The 18171-nt window shown below is 47.9% G+C and carries 8 protein-coding genes; 4 read left to right on the top strand and 4 right to left on the bottom strand.

Features of this window, described 5'->3' with window-relative positions; all coding sequences use genetic code 11:
• The first annotated feature begins 93 nt into the window (after window positions 1-93).
• Window positions 94-906: a carbon-nitrogen hydrolase family protein gene (locus tag H6F56_RS15790; protein WP_190669771.1), complete on the top strand. Its 813-nt coding sequence runs from the start codon at window positions 94-96 to the stop codon at window positions 904-906.
• 243 nt (window positions 907-1149) lie between these two features.
• Window positions 1150-2445, top strand: coding sequence for a cation:proton antiporter (locus H6F56_RS15785; RefSeq protein WP_323798606.1), 1296 nt, complete (start codon window positions 1150-1152; stop codon window positions 2443-2445).
• A gap of 268 nt (window positions 2446-2713) precedes the next feature.
• Here H6F56_RS15785 and H6F56_RS15780 read toward each other — a convergent pair whose 3' ends face one another.
• On the bottom strand, window positions 2714-3082 hold the full coding sequence (locus tag H6F56_RS15780) for a BON domain-containing protein (protein ID WP_190669767.1): 369 nt from the start codon (window positions 3080-3082) through the stop codon (window positions 2714-2716).
• A 185-nt stretch (window positions 3083-3267) separates the two neighbouring features.
• Between H6F56_RS15780 and ilvN the strand changes: the two genes are divergently transcribed.
• The gene (gene ilvN / locus H6F56_RS15775) at window positions 3268-3786 is read left to right on the top strand and encodes an acetolactate synthase small subunit (protein WP_190669765.1); all 519 of its coding nucleotides are present in this window, start codon (window positions 3268-3270) and stop codon (window positions 3784-3786) included.
• Between the two features lie 223 nt (window positions 3787-4009).
• On the top strand, window positions 4010-4765 hold the full coding sequence (locus H6F56_RS15770) for an alpha/beta fold hydrolase (protein ID WP_190669763.1): 756 nt from the start codon (window positions 4010-4012) through the stop codon (window positions 4763-4765).
• A gap of 133 nt (window positions 4766-4898) precedes the next feature.
• On the opposite strand, the gene H6F56_RS25875 is transcribed toward H6F56_RS15770, so the two are convergent.
• The 3 genes from H6F56_RS25875 to H6F56_RS15740 all read right to left on the bottom strand — a co-directional run bounded on the left by H6F56_RS25875 (window position 4899) and on the right by H6F56_RS15740 (window position 18041).
• Window positions 4899-8372, bottom strand: coding sequence for a PAS domain S-box protein (locus H6F56_RS25875; protein WP_199312877.1), 3474 nt, complete (start codon window positions 8370-8372; stop codon window positions 4899-4901).
• 1087 nt (window positions 8373-9459) lie between these two features.
• Window positions 9460-16659 carry a CHAT domain-containing protein gene (locus tag H6F56_RS15745; RefSeq protein ID WP_190669762.1) on the bottom strand — a complete coding sequence of 2400 codons (7200 nt, stop codon included), beginning with the start codon at window positions 16657-16659 and terminating at the stop codon, window positions 9460-9462.
• 380 nt (window positions 16660-17039) lie between these two features.
• Window positions 17040-18041 (bottom strand): zinc-dependent alcohol dehydrogenase family protein, encoded by a 1002-nt coding sequence (locus H6F56_RS15740; protein ID WP_190669760.1) that lies wholly within the window; start codon window positions 18039-18041, stop codon window positions 17040-17042.
• Between the last annotated feature and the right edge of the window lie 130 nt (window positions 18042-18171).

Below are 18171 nucleotides of genomic sequence, written 5' to 3'. Positions count from 1 at the left end.
CGCTGAGTAGCAAGATATTTTGGATCTGGGTACTCTAGTAGAACGAGACCTATCGATTGCCAATCTATCGCTCAATCACAGTCAATTCAATCCATGAAATCTTATCTCGCCGCCGCTCTCCAAATGACCAGCTTGCCTGACCTGCAAAAAAACCTGGTTCAGGCAGAAGAATTGATTGATCTTGCCGTGCGTCGTGGTGCCGAGTTGGTCAGCTTACCAGAAAACTTCTCCTTCCTAGGAGAAGAAAAGGACAAGATTGCCCAAGCCGAAGAGATCGCGCAGCAGAGTGAAAAATTCCTCAAAACGATGGCCCAGCGCTTTCAGGTGACAATCGTGGGCGGTGGCTTCCCAGTACCGGAAGACAGCGGCAAAGTCTATAACACAGCACTGCTAGTAGATCCCACCGGCACCGAACAGGCTCGGTATAAAAAAGTGCACCTGTTTGATGTGAACTTGCCCGATGGCAACACTTATCAAGAATCGAGCACCGTGATGGCCGGCACAACACTACCGCCGGTTTATCCCTCGGAACATCTCGGTAACATCGGACTTTCCGTTTGTTATGATGTCCGCTTCCCCGAATTGTACCGGCACCTTTCCTACAAAGGCGCGGAAATTTTATTCGTCCCCGCCGCCTTCACTGCCTACACCGGCAAAGATCACTGGCAAGTGCTGCTGCAAGCGAGAGCCATTGAAAACACCTGCTATGTCATTGCACCGGCACAAACAGGCCGACACTACGCCATGCGCCACTCACACGGCCACGCCATGATCATCGACCCTTGGGGCGTAATTCTCGCCGATGCCGGCGACAGACCGGGAGTTGCAATCGCCGAAATTGAACCCAGCCGTATTGAGCAAGTGCGCCGGCAAATGCCCTCCCTACTGCATCGCGTTTTTGTCTAAAAAGCCTGAATTAACCAAAATTGACCGCAAGGTGGGCAAGTTGTGGAATTCCACAACAAAGCACAATTGCCCACCCCACAGCTTTTGACTGGTACATTAAACAGGATGAGTTCTGCGGAAGTAATGGTTGATGTTATAACCGGGGTGAGCACGTTCATCCCAACCAACTGGAGCCTAGCAGCCGGCTCGCTGGGGCCGGTTCTCGCAGCCGCAACCGAAACGGCAACAGAAGCCCAAGGCCCAATGATCCTAGCCGGCGTGCTGCTGAGTTTAGTTGTAATTTACCTAGCCAGCAAAATCGGTGGGGAATTTTCTAACTGGCTGGGTTTCCCACCCGTACTGGGTGAACTGGTAGCTGGGGTGATCGTCGGCGTTTCAGCCTTGCATCTGCTGGTATTTCCAGAAGCCGTAGCAGACAGTTCTGGTTCTGCGATCATCGCTTTGCTTCAAGCTACTGCCGGCTTGACTCCTGAGACAGCAGAGGCCACATTTCACATTCAGAGCGAAGTCATCTCGGTTCTAGCCGAATTGGGCGTGATTGTTCTGCTGTTTGAAATTGGTCTGGAATCGAACTTAAGAGAACTAATAGAAGCCGGGTTTCAGGCAACCCTTGTCGCCGTCGTGGGAGTGACACTGCCGTTTGTTGCCGGCACCGTCGGGCTAATTACTCTGTTTCATTTCCCGACTGTTCCAGCAGTGTTTGCCGGCGCTGCTTTAACCGCTACCAGCATTGGAATTACCTCCAGAGTGCTTACAGAAATTGGAGCGCTCAAATCTAAAGAAGGTCAGATTATCATTGGCGCGGCGGTGATCGACGACGTTCTGGGGATCATCATCCTAGCCGTGGTGGCAAGTTTGGCCAAAACCGGCGAAGTGGACGTGTTCAACGTCGTTTATCTGATTATCAGTGCCAGCGTTTTCCTCGTCGGTGCGATTCTGCTGGGGCGTTTTATTAACCAATGGTTTGTAGCACTGGCCGATCAACTGAAAACACGCGGCCAGATCATCATGCCGGCTATTATCTTCGCGTTGATTCTGTCCTATATTGGCGCGGCAATCCACTTAGAAGCGATTTTAGGCGCGTTTGCTGCTGGACTCGTCTTAGATGAGACAGATAAGCGCAAAGAGTTGCAAAAACAGATCATCCCCATTGCCGATATCCTGGTGCCGATCTTTTTTGTCTCCGTAGGGGCTAAAACCAACCTAGGCGTTCTCAATCCAGCCGTTCCCGCCAATCGAGAAGGTCTGATCATCGCCAGCTTCCTGATTTTGGTGGCTATTCTGGGTAAAGTGGCTGCCGGTTTCAGCGTCTTTGGTCAAGAAAAGATCAACCGCTTAGCCATTGGTATCGGCATGATCCCGCGAGGAGAAGTGGGACTTGTGTTTGCCGCTGTTGGATCAGACAGTGGTGCACTCTCAGAAGCTCTAGAAGTTGCGATTATTCTGATGGTGATCTTGACGACCTTTATTGCGCCGCCCCTATTACGGGTTGTCTTTCAACAACCGGCAGTTGCTGACACCCCTCAAAAATCCGAATAAGATTCTCGTAACATCTCCCCCGTTCCCAGGTCAACGCCTGGGAGGGTGCGAGGCCGGCCTGGTTTTCTGCGTGATTAGCCAAGTAGCAACAATTTACAATCAACCCCTCAAAACCAGCCGCCGCACAAATGGCGGCTTCACAAAACGACTGTAGGGGCGCTTCATAAAGCCCCCCTACATAGAATGAGATAAAATCCCAAGTTAAGTCACCGCTTCATTTCCAGACAAGCGCCTGAAAACAAGCGAGTATTTAAAACTTTAAACCGGCCTAGCCTACGTTGACTTGATCGGTTTCAACACCCGTAGCACCGTAAGTTCCCTTTGCGATTGACACCAGTTTGTTTAGCTTATCCTGGCTGGGAACGTCCCCTTTTAATACAACGGTGCCGCCGGTTTGAGCCACCCAAACTCTGTCCAGGTCAGCGACTTCTGCATCTTCATCAAACGCCAAAGCAACTCGCTTGGCAAGACCGCTTTGGTCATATTCTCCACTCAAGCCTAACCGTTCTGGTGGGATATCCGGTGTTTGTGGTGCAGCCGGCACTGTATAACTCTGCTGCGGTTGATCAGGTGCCTGAACGGTAGCCTGTTGATTCTGTGGTTTTTCCAGCCCAAATAATCTTTTTAACCAACCCATAAGCTTTTTCTCCAATCAGGTTAAACAAATTTGATTCACCAGTGATTGAGACTCTGGCTAATCTCCCCCATGATATTGTTAAAAACCTCTGTAATCGCAGCAGGTCAAGTAAAATGATTCTTTAGATAGATATAAGCTGCTTAAAAACTCCGGTTGCTCACCCACAGCAGCGTTTCCTGTAACTTATGAAACATACCCTTTCCGTCCTGGTTGAAGATGAAGCGGGAGTCCTTACCCGCATTGCCGGCTTGTTCGCCCGTCGTGGTTTTAATATTGAAAGCTTAGCCGTTGGGCCGGCTGAGCAAATGGGAATTTCTCGGATTACGATGGTCGTACCCGGTGATGACCGGATCATTGAGCAACTGACCAAGCAGCTCTACAAATTGATTAACGTCCTCAAAGTACAGGATATTACCGAGATTCCCTGCGTCGAGCGAGAGTTAATGCTCGTCAAGGTTAATGCTAATAGCAATAACCGCTCAGAAGTGATTGAATTGGCCCAGATTTTCCGCGCCCGTGTCGTGGATGTTGCAGAAGATTCACTCACTTTAGAAGTGGTGGGAGATCCGGGCAAAATGGTTGCCATTGTGCAGGTACTTAACAAATTTGGCATTCGCGAAATTGCCCGCACCGGCAAAATCGCCCTTACCCGCGAATCAGGTGTCAATACCGAGTATCTCAAGTCTTTGGAAGCTAAGATTTAGGGAATGGGGCAAGGCTGCGCCTACCTTTAGGTAAGGTCAAGGCTTCGCCAACCTAAAGGTAGGGGCATGGGGCTAAGGAAATTAAGGTTTTTGTGTATTTTCACGCCTTCTCATACTCTCCCCATTCAGCGCTCAAAACTCATCTCCCCCTCTCCCACCCAAAACTTAACTGTTTGAGCTTCTAGAAGATAGGTACAAGCCGGAAAATTTACCTAAAAGCGCTATGAGTCTTTTTTGTCTAGTTCATGGTGCCTTCCAAGGCGCTTGGTGTTGGGATTTGTTAATTCCTTACTTAGAAGCCCAAGGTCATAAGACAGTTGCAATGGATTTGCCGATTGAAGATGCCTCTGCAAACTTATCGCAATTTGTAGATGTAGTATTGCAAGTGCTGCCCAAAACTGATGATGATCTTGTGCTAGTGGGGCACTCAATGGCTGGTACTGTTATTCCCCTGGTTGCAGAAGCACATCCAGTCCGGCAACTGGTATTTCTTACAGCGCTGATTCCTTGCCCTGGAATGAGTACGCTTGACCAATTTGCTCATCATCTCGATTCAGAGCAGCTCCAATCATTAAATTACCAACCTAAAGAGTCAAGTCAACTCGAACAATTCGATGATGAACCTTATATATTTAATCCAGATTCGGTTGGTCAAGATTTTTCAGATGAAGCTGTATTAAGGAGATTGTTCTATCACGATTGTCAACCCGATGTCATGGACTGGGCACTTTCAAAAACACGGTCACAGCAATCAATGGCCTATATTGTTGAGTCCAGTCCGTTGAAGTCTTTACCCAATGTTGATTGTAAATACATTCTTTGTACGGATGACCGGATAATTTCTCCTGCATGGTCACGCTACGCTGCACGTAAACGCTTGGGCGTTGATGCTATAGAACTGCCTGGAGGACACTGCCCGCACTTATCTCGCCCTGATCTCCTTGCCTCAGTATTAACGGCAAAATCTAATGATAATTAACGACTGATTAACGTTAGCCTAATCTTGATTTTGCTCCTAAAAAACGAGTCGGCGTCAACCGGCTTTATTATCACCTCCTCGCCCACTCAATACTGTTCTCTCCCTCAAAACTCAAAAATCCCCAATCGGCGCTTTATCTCGCCGGCAGCGTAAAGCAGAAGGTGCTACCCTCACCCAAGCGGCTTTCAGCCCAGATATGGCCCCCGTGCTGCTGTACGATACTGCGGCAGATTGCTAAACCCAAGCCGGTGCCCCCCTTCTGTCGGGAGTCGGAGGAATCGACCTGTTGAAAGCGCTCAAAGATAATCTCTAGCTTGTCTGCTGGAATGCCCCGCCCTTGATCTTTGACAGTAAATAACACTTCGTAAGACAACATGAGGGGCGTTATGCGCTCAGCCCGTACGCTCTCGCTATCGCGAACTCGCTGATTCCCAGAACCTAAGCCCCCTACAGAAGAGAGGATTGCCGGCTCGGCTTCTCGTTCTTTTTCCCTAATTTCGGCAGTCAGCCAAACTGTGTTAGCTCGCGCGGAAAACTTAATTGCATTACTCAGTAAATTTGTCAAGGTTTGGAGGATGCGGTCGGGGTCAGCCAAGAGTTGGACATCCACCGGCACTAAGCAGAGGGTGATGCCGGCCTTATCCGCCATTGCTTGCATCGCCTCACAAGCCTGCTGCATCAAGTCGGCGGCATTGCAGTTTTGTTTAGCCATCGTGATTTTGCCGGACTGGATGCGCTCCAGAGCGAGGATATCGTTGATCAGGCGCATCAACCGCTCCGTATTCGTCAGCGCAATATCCAGCATCCGTTGTGATTTTTCTGGTTGAGCAGTGAGCATACCACTGGTGAGCAAACCTAAAGCGCCCCGCATGGAGGTCAGAGGTGTTCGCAGTTCGTGACTCACCACTGAGATAAACTCATCCTTCATTCGTTCCACGGCAAGGCGTTCGGTGATGTCTTTAAACGTAATCACCGCGCCAACAATCTCACCTCGTTCTTGAATGGGTGTACAGACATACTCAACGGGAAAACTCGACCCATCCGAGCGCCAAAACAAGTCTTTATTGATAGAACAATTTTGTGATGTTCCCGTTGACTGGGAAACCTCCTCCTGAAGCGCAATCGCAATCGGACTTTGGGACTGGCTGTCATAGAAGTTGGTCTCAGCTTGGGGGGTATGAAGGGTTGCCTGTAAGGGCCGATCCAGCAATTCCTCGACTTCATAGCCCAACATTTTTGCGGCTGCAGGGTTGGCAAAAATGACTCTTAATAGCCGATCAAAGCCCAAAATCCCCTCTCCCGCTGAGTTCAAAATTAACTCGTTGCGATGGCGAAGCTGTTTGAGTTCCTCCTCTGCCTGCTTGCGCTCAGTGATATCCGCGCCAATACCAACAACACGGTAAACTTCTCCTAGCTCGTTGCGAATCGGGAACTCTCGCGCCCAAATCCAGCGCACGCTGCCATCGGGCAAGATAATGCGGTACTCGTCTCTAAAGGGTTTGTCCCCTTCGTAACGTTCCCCAAAGGCAGTGCTGACACGTTCGCGATCTTCAGGATGAATACTGTTTATCCAAATTTCCGGGTTTTGGTATAAACTCTCGCACGAGCGCTTCCAGAGATTTTCGTAAGCTGGACTGATGTACAGCATCTGTCTGGCATCTGGAGAGACGATCCAAAAGACTTCTTCAATGTTTTCCGCAATTTGGCGAAACTTGGCTTCGCTCTCGCGCAGTGCTTCTTCTACTCGCTGGCGTTCGCTGATCTCACGTTTCAATTCTTCATTTGCCCGCTGCAATTCGGCGGTGCGCTCGATTACCCGTTGCTCAAGTTCTTCATTGAGCAAGCAAATTTCCGCTTCTGCCTGTTTCCGCTCAGTGATATCGCGCGAAACGGCAATAATTTCTTGCACTTCTGGCTTGTCGGGGTGGCGGACTGCACGGCTGGTGGTTTCCAACCAGATATAACTGCCGTCTTTACGACGGTGCCGGTGTGTCAGCGTGTAGACTTCTGGCAGGTTGCTGACAGCAGAGTGAGTTTGCCTGAACGCTGAGGCGTATTCAGGATGAAAAAACTCATAAACTGAATGTCCCAGCAACTCCTCTGGCTCATATCCCAGCAGGGTACGGCAAGCCGGTGAGGCATAGAGATAATCTCCTTGAGGGGTGTGCCTAGAAATTAAATCGGCTGACAATTCAGCCATTAATTGATAGCGTTGCTCGCTCGCTTTGCGTGCTTGTTCGGCTTGTTGTCGCTCAGTAATATCTAAACTCACACTCACATAGCCTTTGGGGTTCCCCTCAGCGTCTAGAACGATTGTTTCTACCAAGTGTATCGGAAAAGGCATTCCATCCTTTCGCCGAACTATAAATTCTCCTTCCCAGTATCCCGTGGCGTTGATACTGTCGAACATTTCTTGGCAAAGTTCTTTGTCGTTTAAAGGAGCAGTTACATCAAGGATGGGTTTGCCAATCGCTTCTTCATCTGTCCATTGGTAAAGGCTTTGGGCAAACTGATTCCAGTAAATGATGTTTCCTTCTAAGTCTGTTGAGATAACGGCGTTGCGAACTTGGTTTAACAGCGAGGCTTGAAAAATGATTTGCTCTTGCGCTCGTTTGCGATCTGTGATGTCACGAGAGTTGACGACGATCCCTTTAATGCTGGCATCGTGAAGTAAATTATTGGCAACGGATTCGATATAGATCCAGCAACCGTCTGCATGACGCACCCGATACTGAATTGAACCTGTGAGTCCGGGTTGTTGCAGTCTCTGTACAAATACAGCTCGCATTGCCGGCTCATCGTCTGGGTGAATCAACTCAAAGACATTTTGGCCAATTTGCTCTGCTGCTGTGTAACCTAATATTTGCTCTAGCGCTGGGCTGTTGAATCGTATGGTGCCGTTGGATTCTAAGATGGTAATTAGGTCAGATGAGTTCTGAACTAAGGCTCTAAATCGGGCTTCGCTTTGAGCCACCGCTACCTCTGCTTGCTTGCGTACAGCAATCTCAACGTGCAACTGCTCATTAAGGTTTTTTAATTCGGCTGTGCGCTGTTCAACTCTAGTTTCTAAGTCTTGTTTGGTTTTTTGCAGCGCTTCCTGTACTCTGGCTGTTGCCAGCGCTGCTTCTGTGCAATGTGTAATGTCCGAAAACATCGCCAGCATACAGGTTTGGCCGACCACCTCAAAAGTTTCTATTGCGGTGATTGCGGTGCGGAGTTGACCGTATTTTCCCCGTAACTGGACTTTGAATTCATTAATTGAATGGCCTTTGTGCAGCGTTTGCATGATGTTTAAGCGCTCATCGGCATTCGCCCACATTGCTAGTTCTACAGTGGTACGTCCGATGATTTCTTCCCGGCTGTAACCCATGAGTTGTAGAAAGGGGTGATTTGCATCGAGGATACGGCTATCTCTGAGGCGGATAACACAGATGCTCAACAGGCCGGCGTGAAAGACCTTGGAGAAAAGTTCTTCGCTACAATGTAGTGTTGCCACCTGTTTACGTTTGATGAGTGCTGTCAAGATCGACAGACCGAGGAGTGAGAGCGCTAACCCAAACATTTGCAGCGCCTCTATTTGGCTAATTTCACAGCTATAAAGTAGCATTAGAACCACCAAATTAACCACTTCGATCTACTCAAACTTTTAATTTAATTATACTGGCTTGACTTTTCTACTTTATAGGTTTGTTGCGATTTATAACTTTGTCTCATTGGTAGAAGGAATCACTGCCAAGAATGAGAAAACCTATTTAATATCTTATCTCAAGGTCAGTAGATTGTAAGTAAGTTGCAAGTTCTTATGCAATAAAAGTTTATTAATATATATGAAATCTAAACTCAGATATTTGAATAAAAATATTTTTATAAATAGAGAGAGAAATACAATTTTATCGCTTAAAGACAAGAAGTTAAACTGATTTTTCGGAATAAAGTACCTGAGATGCCGGCAGCCACTTGACGGCAAGCTCAATCATTCAATTTTTCTATGGTTGTGTCTTTTTGCCTCTCTCTCTTTTTTATACGTTCTTCTACTAAAAACCAGTTATTTGCTCGGCTTGGTTCTAGCGAGCCGGCACTTCACCAAATGAATAGTTGAGCCGGCTTATATTTTTTGAGTTCAAGTGAACGCCCCCCCTAACTCTATCGAGTCAGGTTGCAATTTCCAGCTGACACAGGAAAAAATTAACCCACTTTTTTTATCTTAAAGCCACTACAAAAATTATGGCTCAATGGATGTGATCATTGGCTAAATGTTGGGTGTAGTCGGAGTCTGGCTTTAAAAGAGCAATTCCAGAAACGATTTTATCCAACTTCGTCGAGGAGAGGGCATCTTCTGTGATCGTAAGCCTGTTTGGAGAAAGTGCCTTAAGAGCGGATCTCAGACGCGACAGCTCGGATTTGGAATCGGCTGCGGCTGATTGGATGGGTACGCCGGCATCAGTGATGTAAAGATAATGATAGATTGTTGCTGATTTAAACCGGCCTTTTAGCGAGCTTAAGGTTAAAAGTGTTTTGTCTGGCTAAGCGCTCGCTGCTAGTGCTGTTGGTGTTGCTGCCACAATGACGAGCAGCAAAGCAAAAAATAATACAAATAGCAACCTTAACAACAGAGACATTAGGCTATTTTAAATTGACAAAATGTAGCCGGCTCACCCATTAAAACTGCAACCGGGTTTAACATCATCAAACAACTACCACGGGCTACCAATCATTGTAAAGCCGGCCCAAAAGTAGGGATGTTTGAGCAACTGGCTTTGCTTTTGTGCTAGAGAGGATGGCAACGTCACGCGTTCTTTGGGTGCTATCAGCTGACCATCTTGTAAATAAATTTGACCGTTCACCATCGCCAGTTGCGCCTGCCTGAGAGCTTCCGATTTGATGGGAGCAGTTTTGAGCTGCCGGTAAAACTCACTCATCAGCGCAAACGTGCCTTTATCACTGACATACCACAAACTCGCCATTGCCGATTTGACGCCGGCACCCACCGCTAAGCCGGCAAAGCCTAGCTCCGCCTGCTTATCGCCTACCGCCGTGCGGCAGGCACTTAGCACCAATAACTGCACTTGCGGATTACTCCAATCCATCTGCCGTAGTTGATTCAATGTTAACTTTTCGTCCCACAGTTGAATGTAGGAATTGTTGGAGCTTCCTGAATTAAATTCCCCGTGAGTTGCCAAGTGAATAATTCCATAGGGGTAGTTTTGGCGGAGGGATTGCAAATTTTTTAACGTAAAATTTTGATTCAGAAAATAATCTTGTGACTGCGTTTCTTCAGCGACGGTAGACAATTCTAAGGGCACCGCCGGCAAATCTGGAAGCTCACTAAATTCTGAGGCTCCCATCGCCAAAACCGGCATATTTTGGACAGATTCATAGCGCAAATCGGTCAGACTCATACTGGGGATTAGGCTAAAACTGTACTTTTCAACTAAAAATTGTTTGCCATTATGCAAAGCAGCGATAGGTAAAGATCGCAAGCCGGCATCCATTGAAAAGAGAAGCGTCTCAATGCCTTGCGCTTTTAGCTCCGGCTCTAGGGGTGCGATCATCCATTGATAGAGTTGTTGGGCGTGGGGCAAATAGCCGGTGTTATTCAGATTTAAGGGATTGGTGATTTTATTGCGAAACTGAGCAGCCACTTGCAGCACAGTCTCTTCGGGGATGGGAACACTCTTGTGAATCGGTTTGCCCTCTGCAGAGAACATGATCAGTTCCAATTGCTCTGGCTGGGCTAATACATAAATAATTGCTGAACGGTTGTCGATTTGACGGGCAATTGTTTTGAGAACCTCTTGAATACTTTCCGCTGTCATTAAGGTGGGGGCTTCCATCTCATAGTAATCCCCAACTTCCTGACTCTGAAGTTGCTCGATTTGCGGGACTGCTGCCTCTATATTCCCGGAAGCGAGGTTATTTTTCAGCAGTGCGGCGAGGGTAACTTCAGCACCGGCACCGATCACACCCGACATTCGCTTTGGCAGAGTGGAACCTTCGCGGGAGCCAAAAACCTGAATTTCTCCCGCCAAAGCACCTATCTTGTGCGTTACTGGTGTCTTTGTGCCGCCTTGAGCTTCCCAACTTGAACCTTCTTGGGGAAGTGAATTGGCTCTTCCTCCGATCTCGGAGATGCTGGAACCGGCTGTATTCCCCCCGGCAATTGGTTTTTCTACTTGAGCCAGTCTCCCCCCTGCCGGCGGCACTGCCTCAGAAATGGAACCGCCTACTGGTGATATCGGGGTAACCGGCTGAGCGAGTCCCTCGCCTGTTGCCGGTGCTGCCTGAGAAATGGAGCCATCCACTGGTGATATCGGCTGAGCAAGTCCCCCGCCTGTTGCCGACTCTGTAGGGGCGAAGCTACCACTCCCTGATAAAACAGGATTGCTGGCTGTGCCGACATTTACAGGAGTCGTTGATAAAACAGGATTGCTGGCTGTGGCGGTATTTACAGGAGTTGTTGCTGTCTCTGAGGGAAGCGTGTTAAGGCTCGGTACGATTTGAGGCTCAACAACCAAAATCTGCTGGTTATTAGCCGCATTTGGCATCTGTGTCGAGGGTGCGGTTGTTTGAACCTCTGTGGGGGGGGAGACATTACAGTTAGCCCCTGTACAGCTACTATTCGGCACAGGAGTAATTATTGGTGCCGGCACTGGAGCGGGTTCGGGAATTGGTGTTGGCACAGGAGTAATTATTGGTGCCGGCACTGGAGCGGGTTCGGGAATTGGTGTTGGCGCAGGAGTAATTGTTGGTGCCGGCACTGGAGTGGATTCGGGAATTGGTGTTGGCGCAGGAGTAATTGTTGGTGCCGGCACTGGAGTGGGTTCGGCAATTGGTGTTGGCGCTGGACTAATTGGTGTTGGAATTGGTGTTGGAATTGGTGTTGGAATTGGTGTTGGAATTGGTGTTGGAATTGGTGTTGGAATTGGTGTTGGAATTGGTGTTGGAATTGGTGTTGGAATTGGTGCCGGCGTGCTAATGATTTGAATATTGCCCTGAGTGTAGGGACCGGCAAATGATTGGATGGGGGAGATCGCATTTGTTGAGCTGCCAACAATTGCAGCCGCCGTGCCATTGGTTGTGGCATCACCCACGACAAAGAGTTGATTAACCGGATAACCGCCGCCATGCCGAATTACTACCTCGCCATTTGCTGTACCACCGGCAGAGGAAATGCTGCAACCACTCAGGCAGAAGCTTGAGGAAAACGAGCCTGGAAGCCGAATAAAATTAGTCGCTTCAACAGTAACGTTACCGCCTGTACCGGAAGCGCTTTCGGCATTAATGGTATTAACCGTAATATCAATAGGGTCGATTATCACATCACCGGCTTTGCCCGATACTGTGCTGGAGTTGATATCACCGGCATTAATAACTCCTGCACCCAGCACTGTAATATTGCCGCCGCCGGTTGTTCCAGAAGCATTTAAATTGCCTGAGTAGACGTTGCCGGTGAGTGCTTCCAGGCGGATCTCGCCGCCACTGCCACTACTATTGCTCGTGTCAATTGTGCCGGGACTGGTGTTAATACTGCCGGTGCTGCTGCTTGCAGTCACCGCTCGACCTGGATTTGTAATATTACCGGCGATAATATCTCCATCGGCAGAGAACGTAATCGTGGCGTTATCTGTGCCGGTGAGGGTGCCGCCGGTAAAATTAATTGAGCCACCGGGAGCGAAAGAACGTATCGTTACAGGATCATTGAACGTTAAATTTCCTGTCTGAGTAATAACGCTATTGCTATTAGCGCCTCCGATAAAGATTTGGGAAAACCCATCTTGCAAGGTATTTAATTCGCCGGTGTCTAAATTCAAACGAGTGTCTACCACAGTGCCGCCGGCACTTATGTTTAAACTGGGAGTGAGCGGCTGTAACAGGAGACTGCCGATGCCTCTTATTTGAGTATTGCCTAGTAAATCAATTTCATCGGCACTTAACGTAACCGTGCCGGTGCCGCCAACTCCTGTGGGGTTAATCGAGCCATTTTGTACGAGAATTCCCGCAGCGCCATTTGAACCTGTGCCAGTGAGGCTAATATTTCCCGTGCCGGTTGCTTCGACAATGCCGTTATTGGTTGTAAAGAGGTTGCGTAATATAATGCCATTGTTATTGCTGCCGATTCCCTCACTCGTTCCTGTCAGAAAAATATTGCCAACGCCTGTAGAGCGAATGGTTGCACCATCGCGCACTTCGATGCCGTAGCCGTCATTGCCACCTTTCCCTGTACCCGTCAGCCTGATATCCCCGTCTACGGCGCTAATCAGGGAGTTAATATCCCCCAGATCGATACCTGCGCCAACTTGTGGTTCATTACTGCCACCAGTCCCCTCAAGGGTGATACTACCTGAACCCGTGGCTCGCACTGTCGCGCCGCTAAAAAGGATGATGCCGGTGCTGCCGTTGCCTGTGGCATTGGCAGAAGCAGTGCCAGTCAGGCTAATATTGCCGGCACCCGTTGTTTCTATGATGCCGCTATTGCGAAAAATAATACCGTGGTTGTGGCTGCCGGCACCCGTGCTGTTCCCCGTTAGAAAAATATTTCCAACGCCTGTAGAGCGCACTGCGCCGCCGTTTTGAACTTCTATGCCAAAACCGTTACTACCGCCGTTGCCAGTACCTGTAAGCCTGATATCTCCATCTACGGCAGCGATCATTGAGTTAATGCCTGCCACATCGATCCCAATACCGGCTGAGGTTGAATTGCCGGCAGTCCCTTCAAGGGTAACTGTGCCGATGCTGCTAGTTTGCACCAACGCGCCGCCATAAAGCGCAATGCCGGTGTTGCCCGTTCCAATGGCATTAGCAGAGCCGATGCCATTAAGGGTAATATTGCCGCCAGTCGTTTGCACGGTGCCGCTATTGGTGCTTGAATACTGGCGGATGATAATGCCGTGGTTCTGGCTGCCCGTTGCCGTACTGCTTCCTGTTAGGGAAATATTCCCACCGGCTGTGGAACCGACTGTAGCCCCGTCGCGAATTTCAATGCCGAACCCGTCATCAATGCCGCTGCCCGTACCTGTCAGGTTGATATTCCCACTGGTGGAGCTAATAATCGAGTTATTGGTATGATCGATGCCAATATTACCGATTGCTCCATTACCGCCGCTACCTTGGAGTGTGATGCTGCCGGTGCCGGTGGCTTGCACTGTGCTATTAGAAAGATTGATCGCGGTGTTATTGTTTTCCGTGCCGCTAGGAGAGCCGGTGCCATTGAGCGTAATATTCCCTGTGTCGGTGGATTGCACCACCGCACCGTCGTCAAGATAAATTCCTAGATTGAAGTTCCCAGTGCCATTACCGGCACCTGTGAGGCTGATTTCTCCACTTGCTGAACTCACCGTAGAACCGACTCCAGTCAGGTATATCCCGTGATTGCCACTGTCCCCAACACCGCCAGTGCCTGTTAGCTGAATGGTTCCCACGCCGTTTGTTTGCACTTGGCTGTTAATAATGTAAATGCCTTCGTTACCCGAACCCGTGGATGCTCCTGTGCCGATGAGTGCAATGTTTCCACCTCCAGCATTAATGCTGCTATTGAGGATACTAACCCCTTCACTGCCTAAAAAATTGCTTCTACCGTTGCCCGTGAGGTTGCCACCGTTTGTATTAATCGTGGCATTGCGGATAAAAAGTGTGCCATTACCTGTAGCATCCGCATCAGCAATGAAATTGATATTTCCATTGGTGGTGATGTTGCTATTGACTGTTATATTGCTGCCGGCAATCGCGCTTAAGGAAGGAGCGTTGAGGGTAAAGCCATTGGTGCTAATCGTGCCGGCACCTGCAGGTGAGAGCAGTGTCACCGGATCGTTAAAAGTAACATTACTCCCAAAAGAGATGGCACCGCTGCTGTCTGCACGTCCGATGGTGATGGAGTTAAAGCCATCTTGCAAGATGCCAATCTCTGTGGCTGTTAAATTTAAGATGTCGGTGCTTGCACTGTCAGTTCCAGCGATAGCGATGGCTTGAGTGGCGGTTAAAGGCTGTAAAGTTAGTATGCCTTGACCTGATACTGAAGTTTCGTTTAAGTTAATCTCATCGCCGGTTAGAATAATATTGCCGGTGCCAGAGTCCAGGGTACTGTTAATATTAATCGCCGGTTCGCTATTGCTAATGCCGGTGAGGTCAATACTCCCGCCTCCTGTGTTGATTGGACTGTTAATACTGAGGCCGGCAAATGTATCACCATACCCATTCATCGAGAGGTTTCCACCTCCTGTACTAATGGGCGCATTGATTTGAATTCTGCCAAAACCGCTATTATCACTGTTGGCATTTAAGACTAAATTTAGTGAATCGCCGCCGATAATGTTATCTGATATTTGCTGGTTGATAAAAATATTATTATGTGCATTAAGTCTTAGAGTTCTCCCAGTACCTATCCCGTTATAATCCAGGGGAGTATTTAGGGTAATATTGCCCTCTTCAAAAGCACTAAATAGCCCTCCTGCTGTTCCAGTAGACACCGTGACATCACCAGACAGTAAGGCGTTATAAATTAAGCCAATTTCAATTTGTGCAGTATTGCTTGTGGTTGTAAACGTGTTGGGGGGTTCACCGGCAGTTGTGGGTGTGATATTAGCATTTCCACTGCCATTGGCAACGATGTTAATATTATTCGGGTCAATTAGCCAACTTCCTCCCAAGCCGGCAGGAGCTGCAATATTAGGAGTGGTTGTAATCTCTAGAAATTGGCGACTGCTCGTTTCGACAAAACCGCCATTACCGGCACTTTGCCCACCCTGAACACTAATATTTCCATAAATGCGGCTGGCTTCATCTGACCAAACAATAACACGACCGCCATTGCCATTTGTTAAAGCATCGGCATTAATCGTTGAATCTGAACTAATAAACGTAAAACCGGCATTGGGTACACTTCCTAAACCTTTGTAATCTCCGCCAATCCGCACATCTCCGCCGCCGTTACTACCAGAAGCATTAATGCCGGCATTAAATAATCCAACTTTATCGCCAAAAAGGTTAACTTCTCCCCCACTTCCTCCCGCTAACACAGACACATCAATATTGCCGGCTGTAATTGTCGTTCCGCTGTCTGTGGGAATCGTAATCCCAGAACCGGCTAACTGTACGGTGCCATCTGAATTAACCGTTAATTCTGTTGCATGATTAATATTTCCACCTGTTAGTAATTCCGGTAAGGATGGAATCGGCAATATCCAATTGTCTGGTAAAGATGCAGTGCCGATATTGGCAATTGGTTGAACCTCTAAACTTAATAAATGTCCCGATTGAGAAAGGCGAACAAGGTTTTCTCCGGGGATTGCCGCCAGGGTAATATTCCCTGTCGGTGCACTCAAGTTTCCGGTATTAGTAACGGTGCCACCTAAAAAGGTGATATTCTGCCCCTGAGAAACGCTCAAGCTGCCAAAATTGACGATTCCTCCCGGATTACTCATCGGAAAGGCAAAGGCGCTGGGAGTCCCCACTAAAGCCGTATAATCATTCAATCCTGAAGCGCTAAACCAAAGCGATCCCAACCCAATTCCGCCGGCAGTCGTTGCGGTGAAAGAAGCCGGTACGTTTAAACTAGAATTTGGCCCAAATACAATGCCGGCTGGATTGATTAAAAATAAGTTGGAATTGCCGCCGGTTATTTGAATTAATCCGTTGATATAGGAGGCGTTACCGCCAGTGATCCGCCCTAAAATATTTTCAATTTGCGGATTAGAAACAAAATTAGCAATTTCACCCGAATTCAAGCCAAAGCGCTCAAAGCTATGGAATAAATTCGCTTGATCTTTCGAGAGCTGTCCCCCAGTTATGTTAATCGTGTTGCCGTTTTGAGTCGTGGTTGTGTTGGTTGCGTCAGTTGCCGGTTTAATCGATTGTGCCGACACTTTTGACGGCAAAAGTAAAAAGAATAAAGTGAACACAAAAACAGAACTCGAAAACCGCCGAACTCCTTTTGATTTGCGTAGTTTGAGGGTTGACTTATGTAAATTATTCATGTTAAAGCGCCAAAGCTTGCTCCTACAGCATAGCTTCGGCATCCGTTGTCTGTTAAGGGGCTATGGCTGCGCTTGCTCTCAAAAAACGAAACTTTAATAAGTTTTTACAATGACTATGTCGTTTTTTCACAAATAGGATTAAATTTAAGCCAGTTTAATAAGGTGGGTTAAGCGAAGCGCAACCCACCCTACTGATAAATTAAAGTTCAATGTGCGACATCGATCAACTTGTTGTGAATCACCCTATAGCCGTTTAAATTACTTTAACAAGGCTAGGCATGAACGAGAGACAACCCAAATAATTATTAGTCGATCAGCAAGACAATTTTGCCAGTCATGGAAGCCGTTTCTTGCAGATGGTGAGCTGCTGCGGCTTCTTGCAAGGGGAAAGTTTTACCCAAATGAATTTTGAGCCGGCCTTCATCAATCATATCAGCACATTGTTGCAGAATCTTTGCTTGCTCTTCCTGATATTTCGCCAAGCCTTGCCACATCGGTGTGAGCATCAATTCTAAACTAATTCGCAAGTTTCGTAGCCGAGCGATTTTTAAATTTCCATATTCAGGTTCTGGCTCTAAAATTGTGACAAGATCGCCATAAACTCGCACCGCTGGACAACTTTTATAAAAAGTTTCTCCGCCGACAGTGTCGAAAACAATATCCGCACCTTCTCCATCCGTCCAGTCTAAAGTCGCTTGAACAAAGTCGGTTTGTTTGTATAAAATCGCTAAATCGGCACCGAGTTGCCGGACAAACTCAGCTTTTTCTTCATCACCTACCGTCGTACAAACCTCAGCACCTTGCAATTTTGCCAATTGAATTGCCACATGACCCACCCCACCAGCACCGGCATGAATTAACACTTTTTGGCCGGCTTGCAAGCGTGCGCGATCATAAAGTGCTTCCCAAGCCGTCAAGAGAACCAGAGGGGCTGCGGCGGCTTCAGCAAAGCTCAATGAAGCGGGTTTTTTAGCAGCAAAGCGCTCATCAATAACAGCATATTCCGCATAGTTGCCGGTAGGGCCACCAAGTCCACCATTGCAGAAATAAACTTCATCGCCAGTGTTAAACTTACTAACAGCACTGCCGGTTGCTTCAACAATGCCGGCACCATCACACCCCAGCACTGCCGGTGTTTTGTCTGGGTAAAAAGTCCCCCCTTTGCGAAGTTTGGTATCGACAGGGTTAACCCCGGCTGCTTTTAACCGCACTAAAATTTCTGTATCTTTTTCAATATTCGGTTGTGGAATATCTTGTAATTGCAGGACTTCTGGATCGCCGACTGCGGTCATCACCACTGCTTTCATAATTGCATTCCTTATTTAACTGCTTTGCTCGATCAGCTAGATCCTACCTCACTCTAATTGAATCCGAGCCAAAAGCATCCTATTTATAACCTACTTTTAAAAATTACCAACTTCCTTGGGTCAAAATTTC

The sequence above is a fragment of the Microcoleus sp. FACHB-672 genome (assembly GCF_014695725.1).
Lineage (GTDB): Bacteria > Cyanobacteriota > Cyanobacteriia > Cyanobacteriales > Oscillatoriaceae > FACHB-68.
Note: the sequence above shows the minus strand (reverse complement) of the source record. Positions and strands in the feature narration are given on the sequence as shown.

Bases quoted from the DNA above. Each gene is read 5' to 3' on its own strand.
- H6F56_RS15790 (WP_190669771.1), top strand. From the start codon at position 94: ATGAAATCTTATCTCGCCGCCGCTCTCCAAATGACCAGCTTGCCTGAC.
- H6F56_RS15785 (WP_323798606.1), top strand. From the start codon at position 1,150: ATGATCCTAGCCGGCGTGCTGCTGAGTTTAGTTGTAATTTACCTAGCC.
- H6F56_RS15780 (WP_190669767.1), bottom strand. From the start codon at position 3,082: ATGGGTTGGTTAAAAAGATTATTTGGGCTGGAAAAACCACAGAATCAA.
- ilvN (WP_190669765.1), top strand. From the start codon at position 3,268: ATGAAACATACCCTTTCCGTCCTGGTTGAAGATGAAGCGGGAGTCCTT.
- H6F56_RS15770 (WP_190669763.1), top strand. From the start codon at position 4,010: ATGAGTCTTTTTTGTCTAGTTCATGGTGCCTTCCAAGGCGCTTGGTGT.
- H6F56_RS25875 (WP_199312877.1), bottom strand. From the start codon at position 8,372: ATGCTACTTTATAGCTGTGAAATTAGCCAAATAGAGGCGCTGCAAATG.
- H6F56_RS15740 (WP_190669760.1), bottom strand. From the start codon at position 18,041: ATGAAAGCAGTGGTGATGACCGCAGTCGGCGATCCAGAAGTCCTGCAA.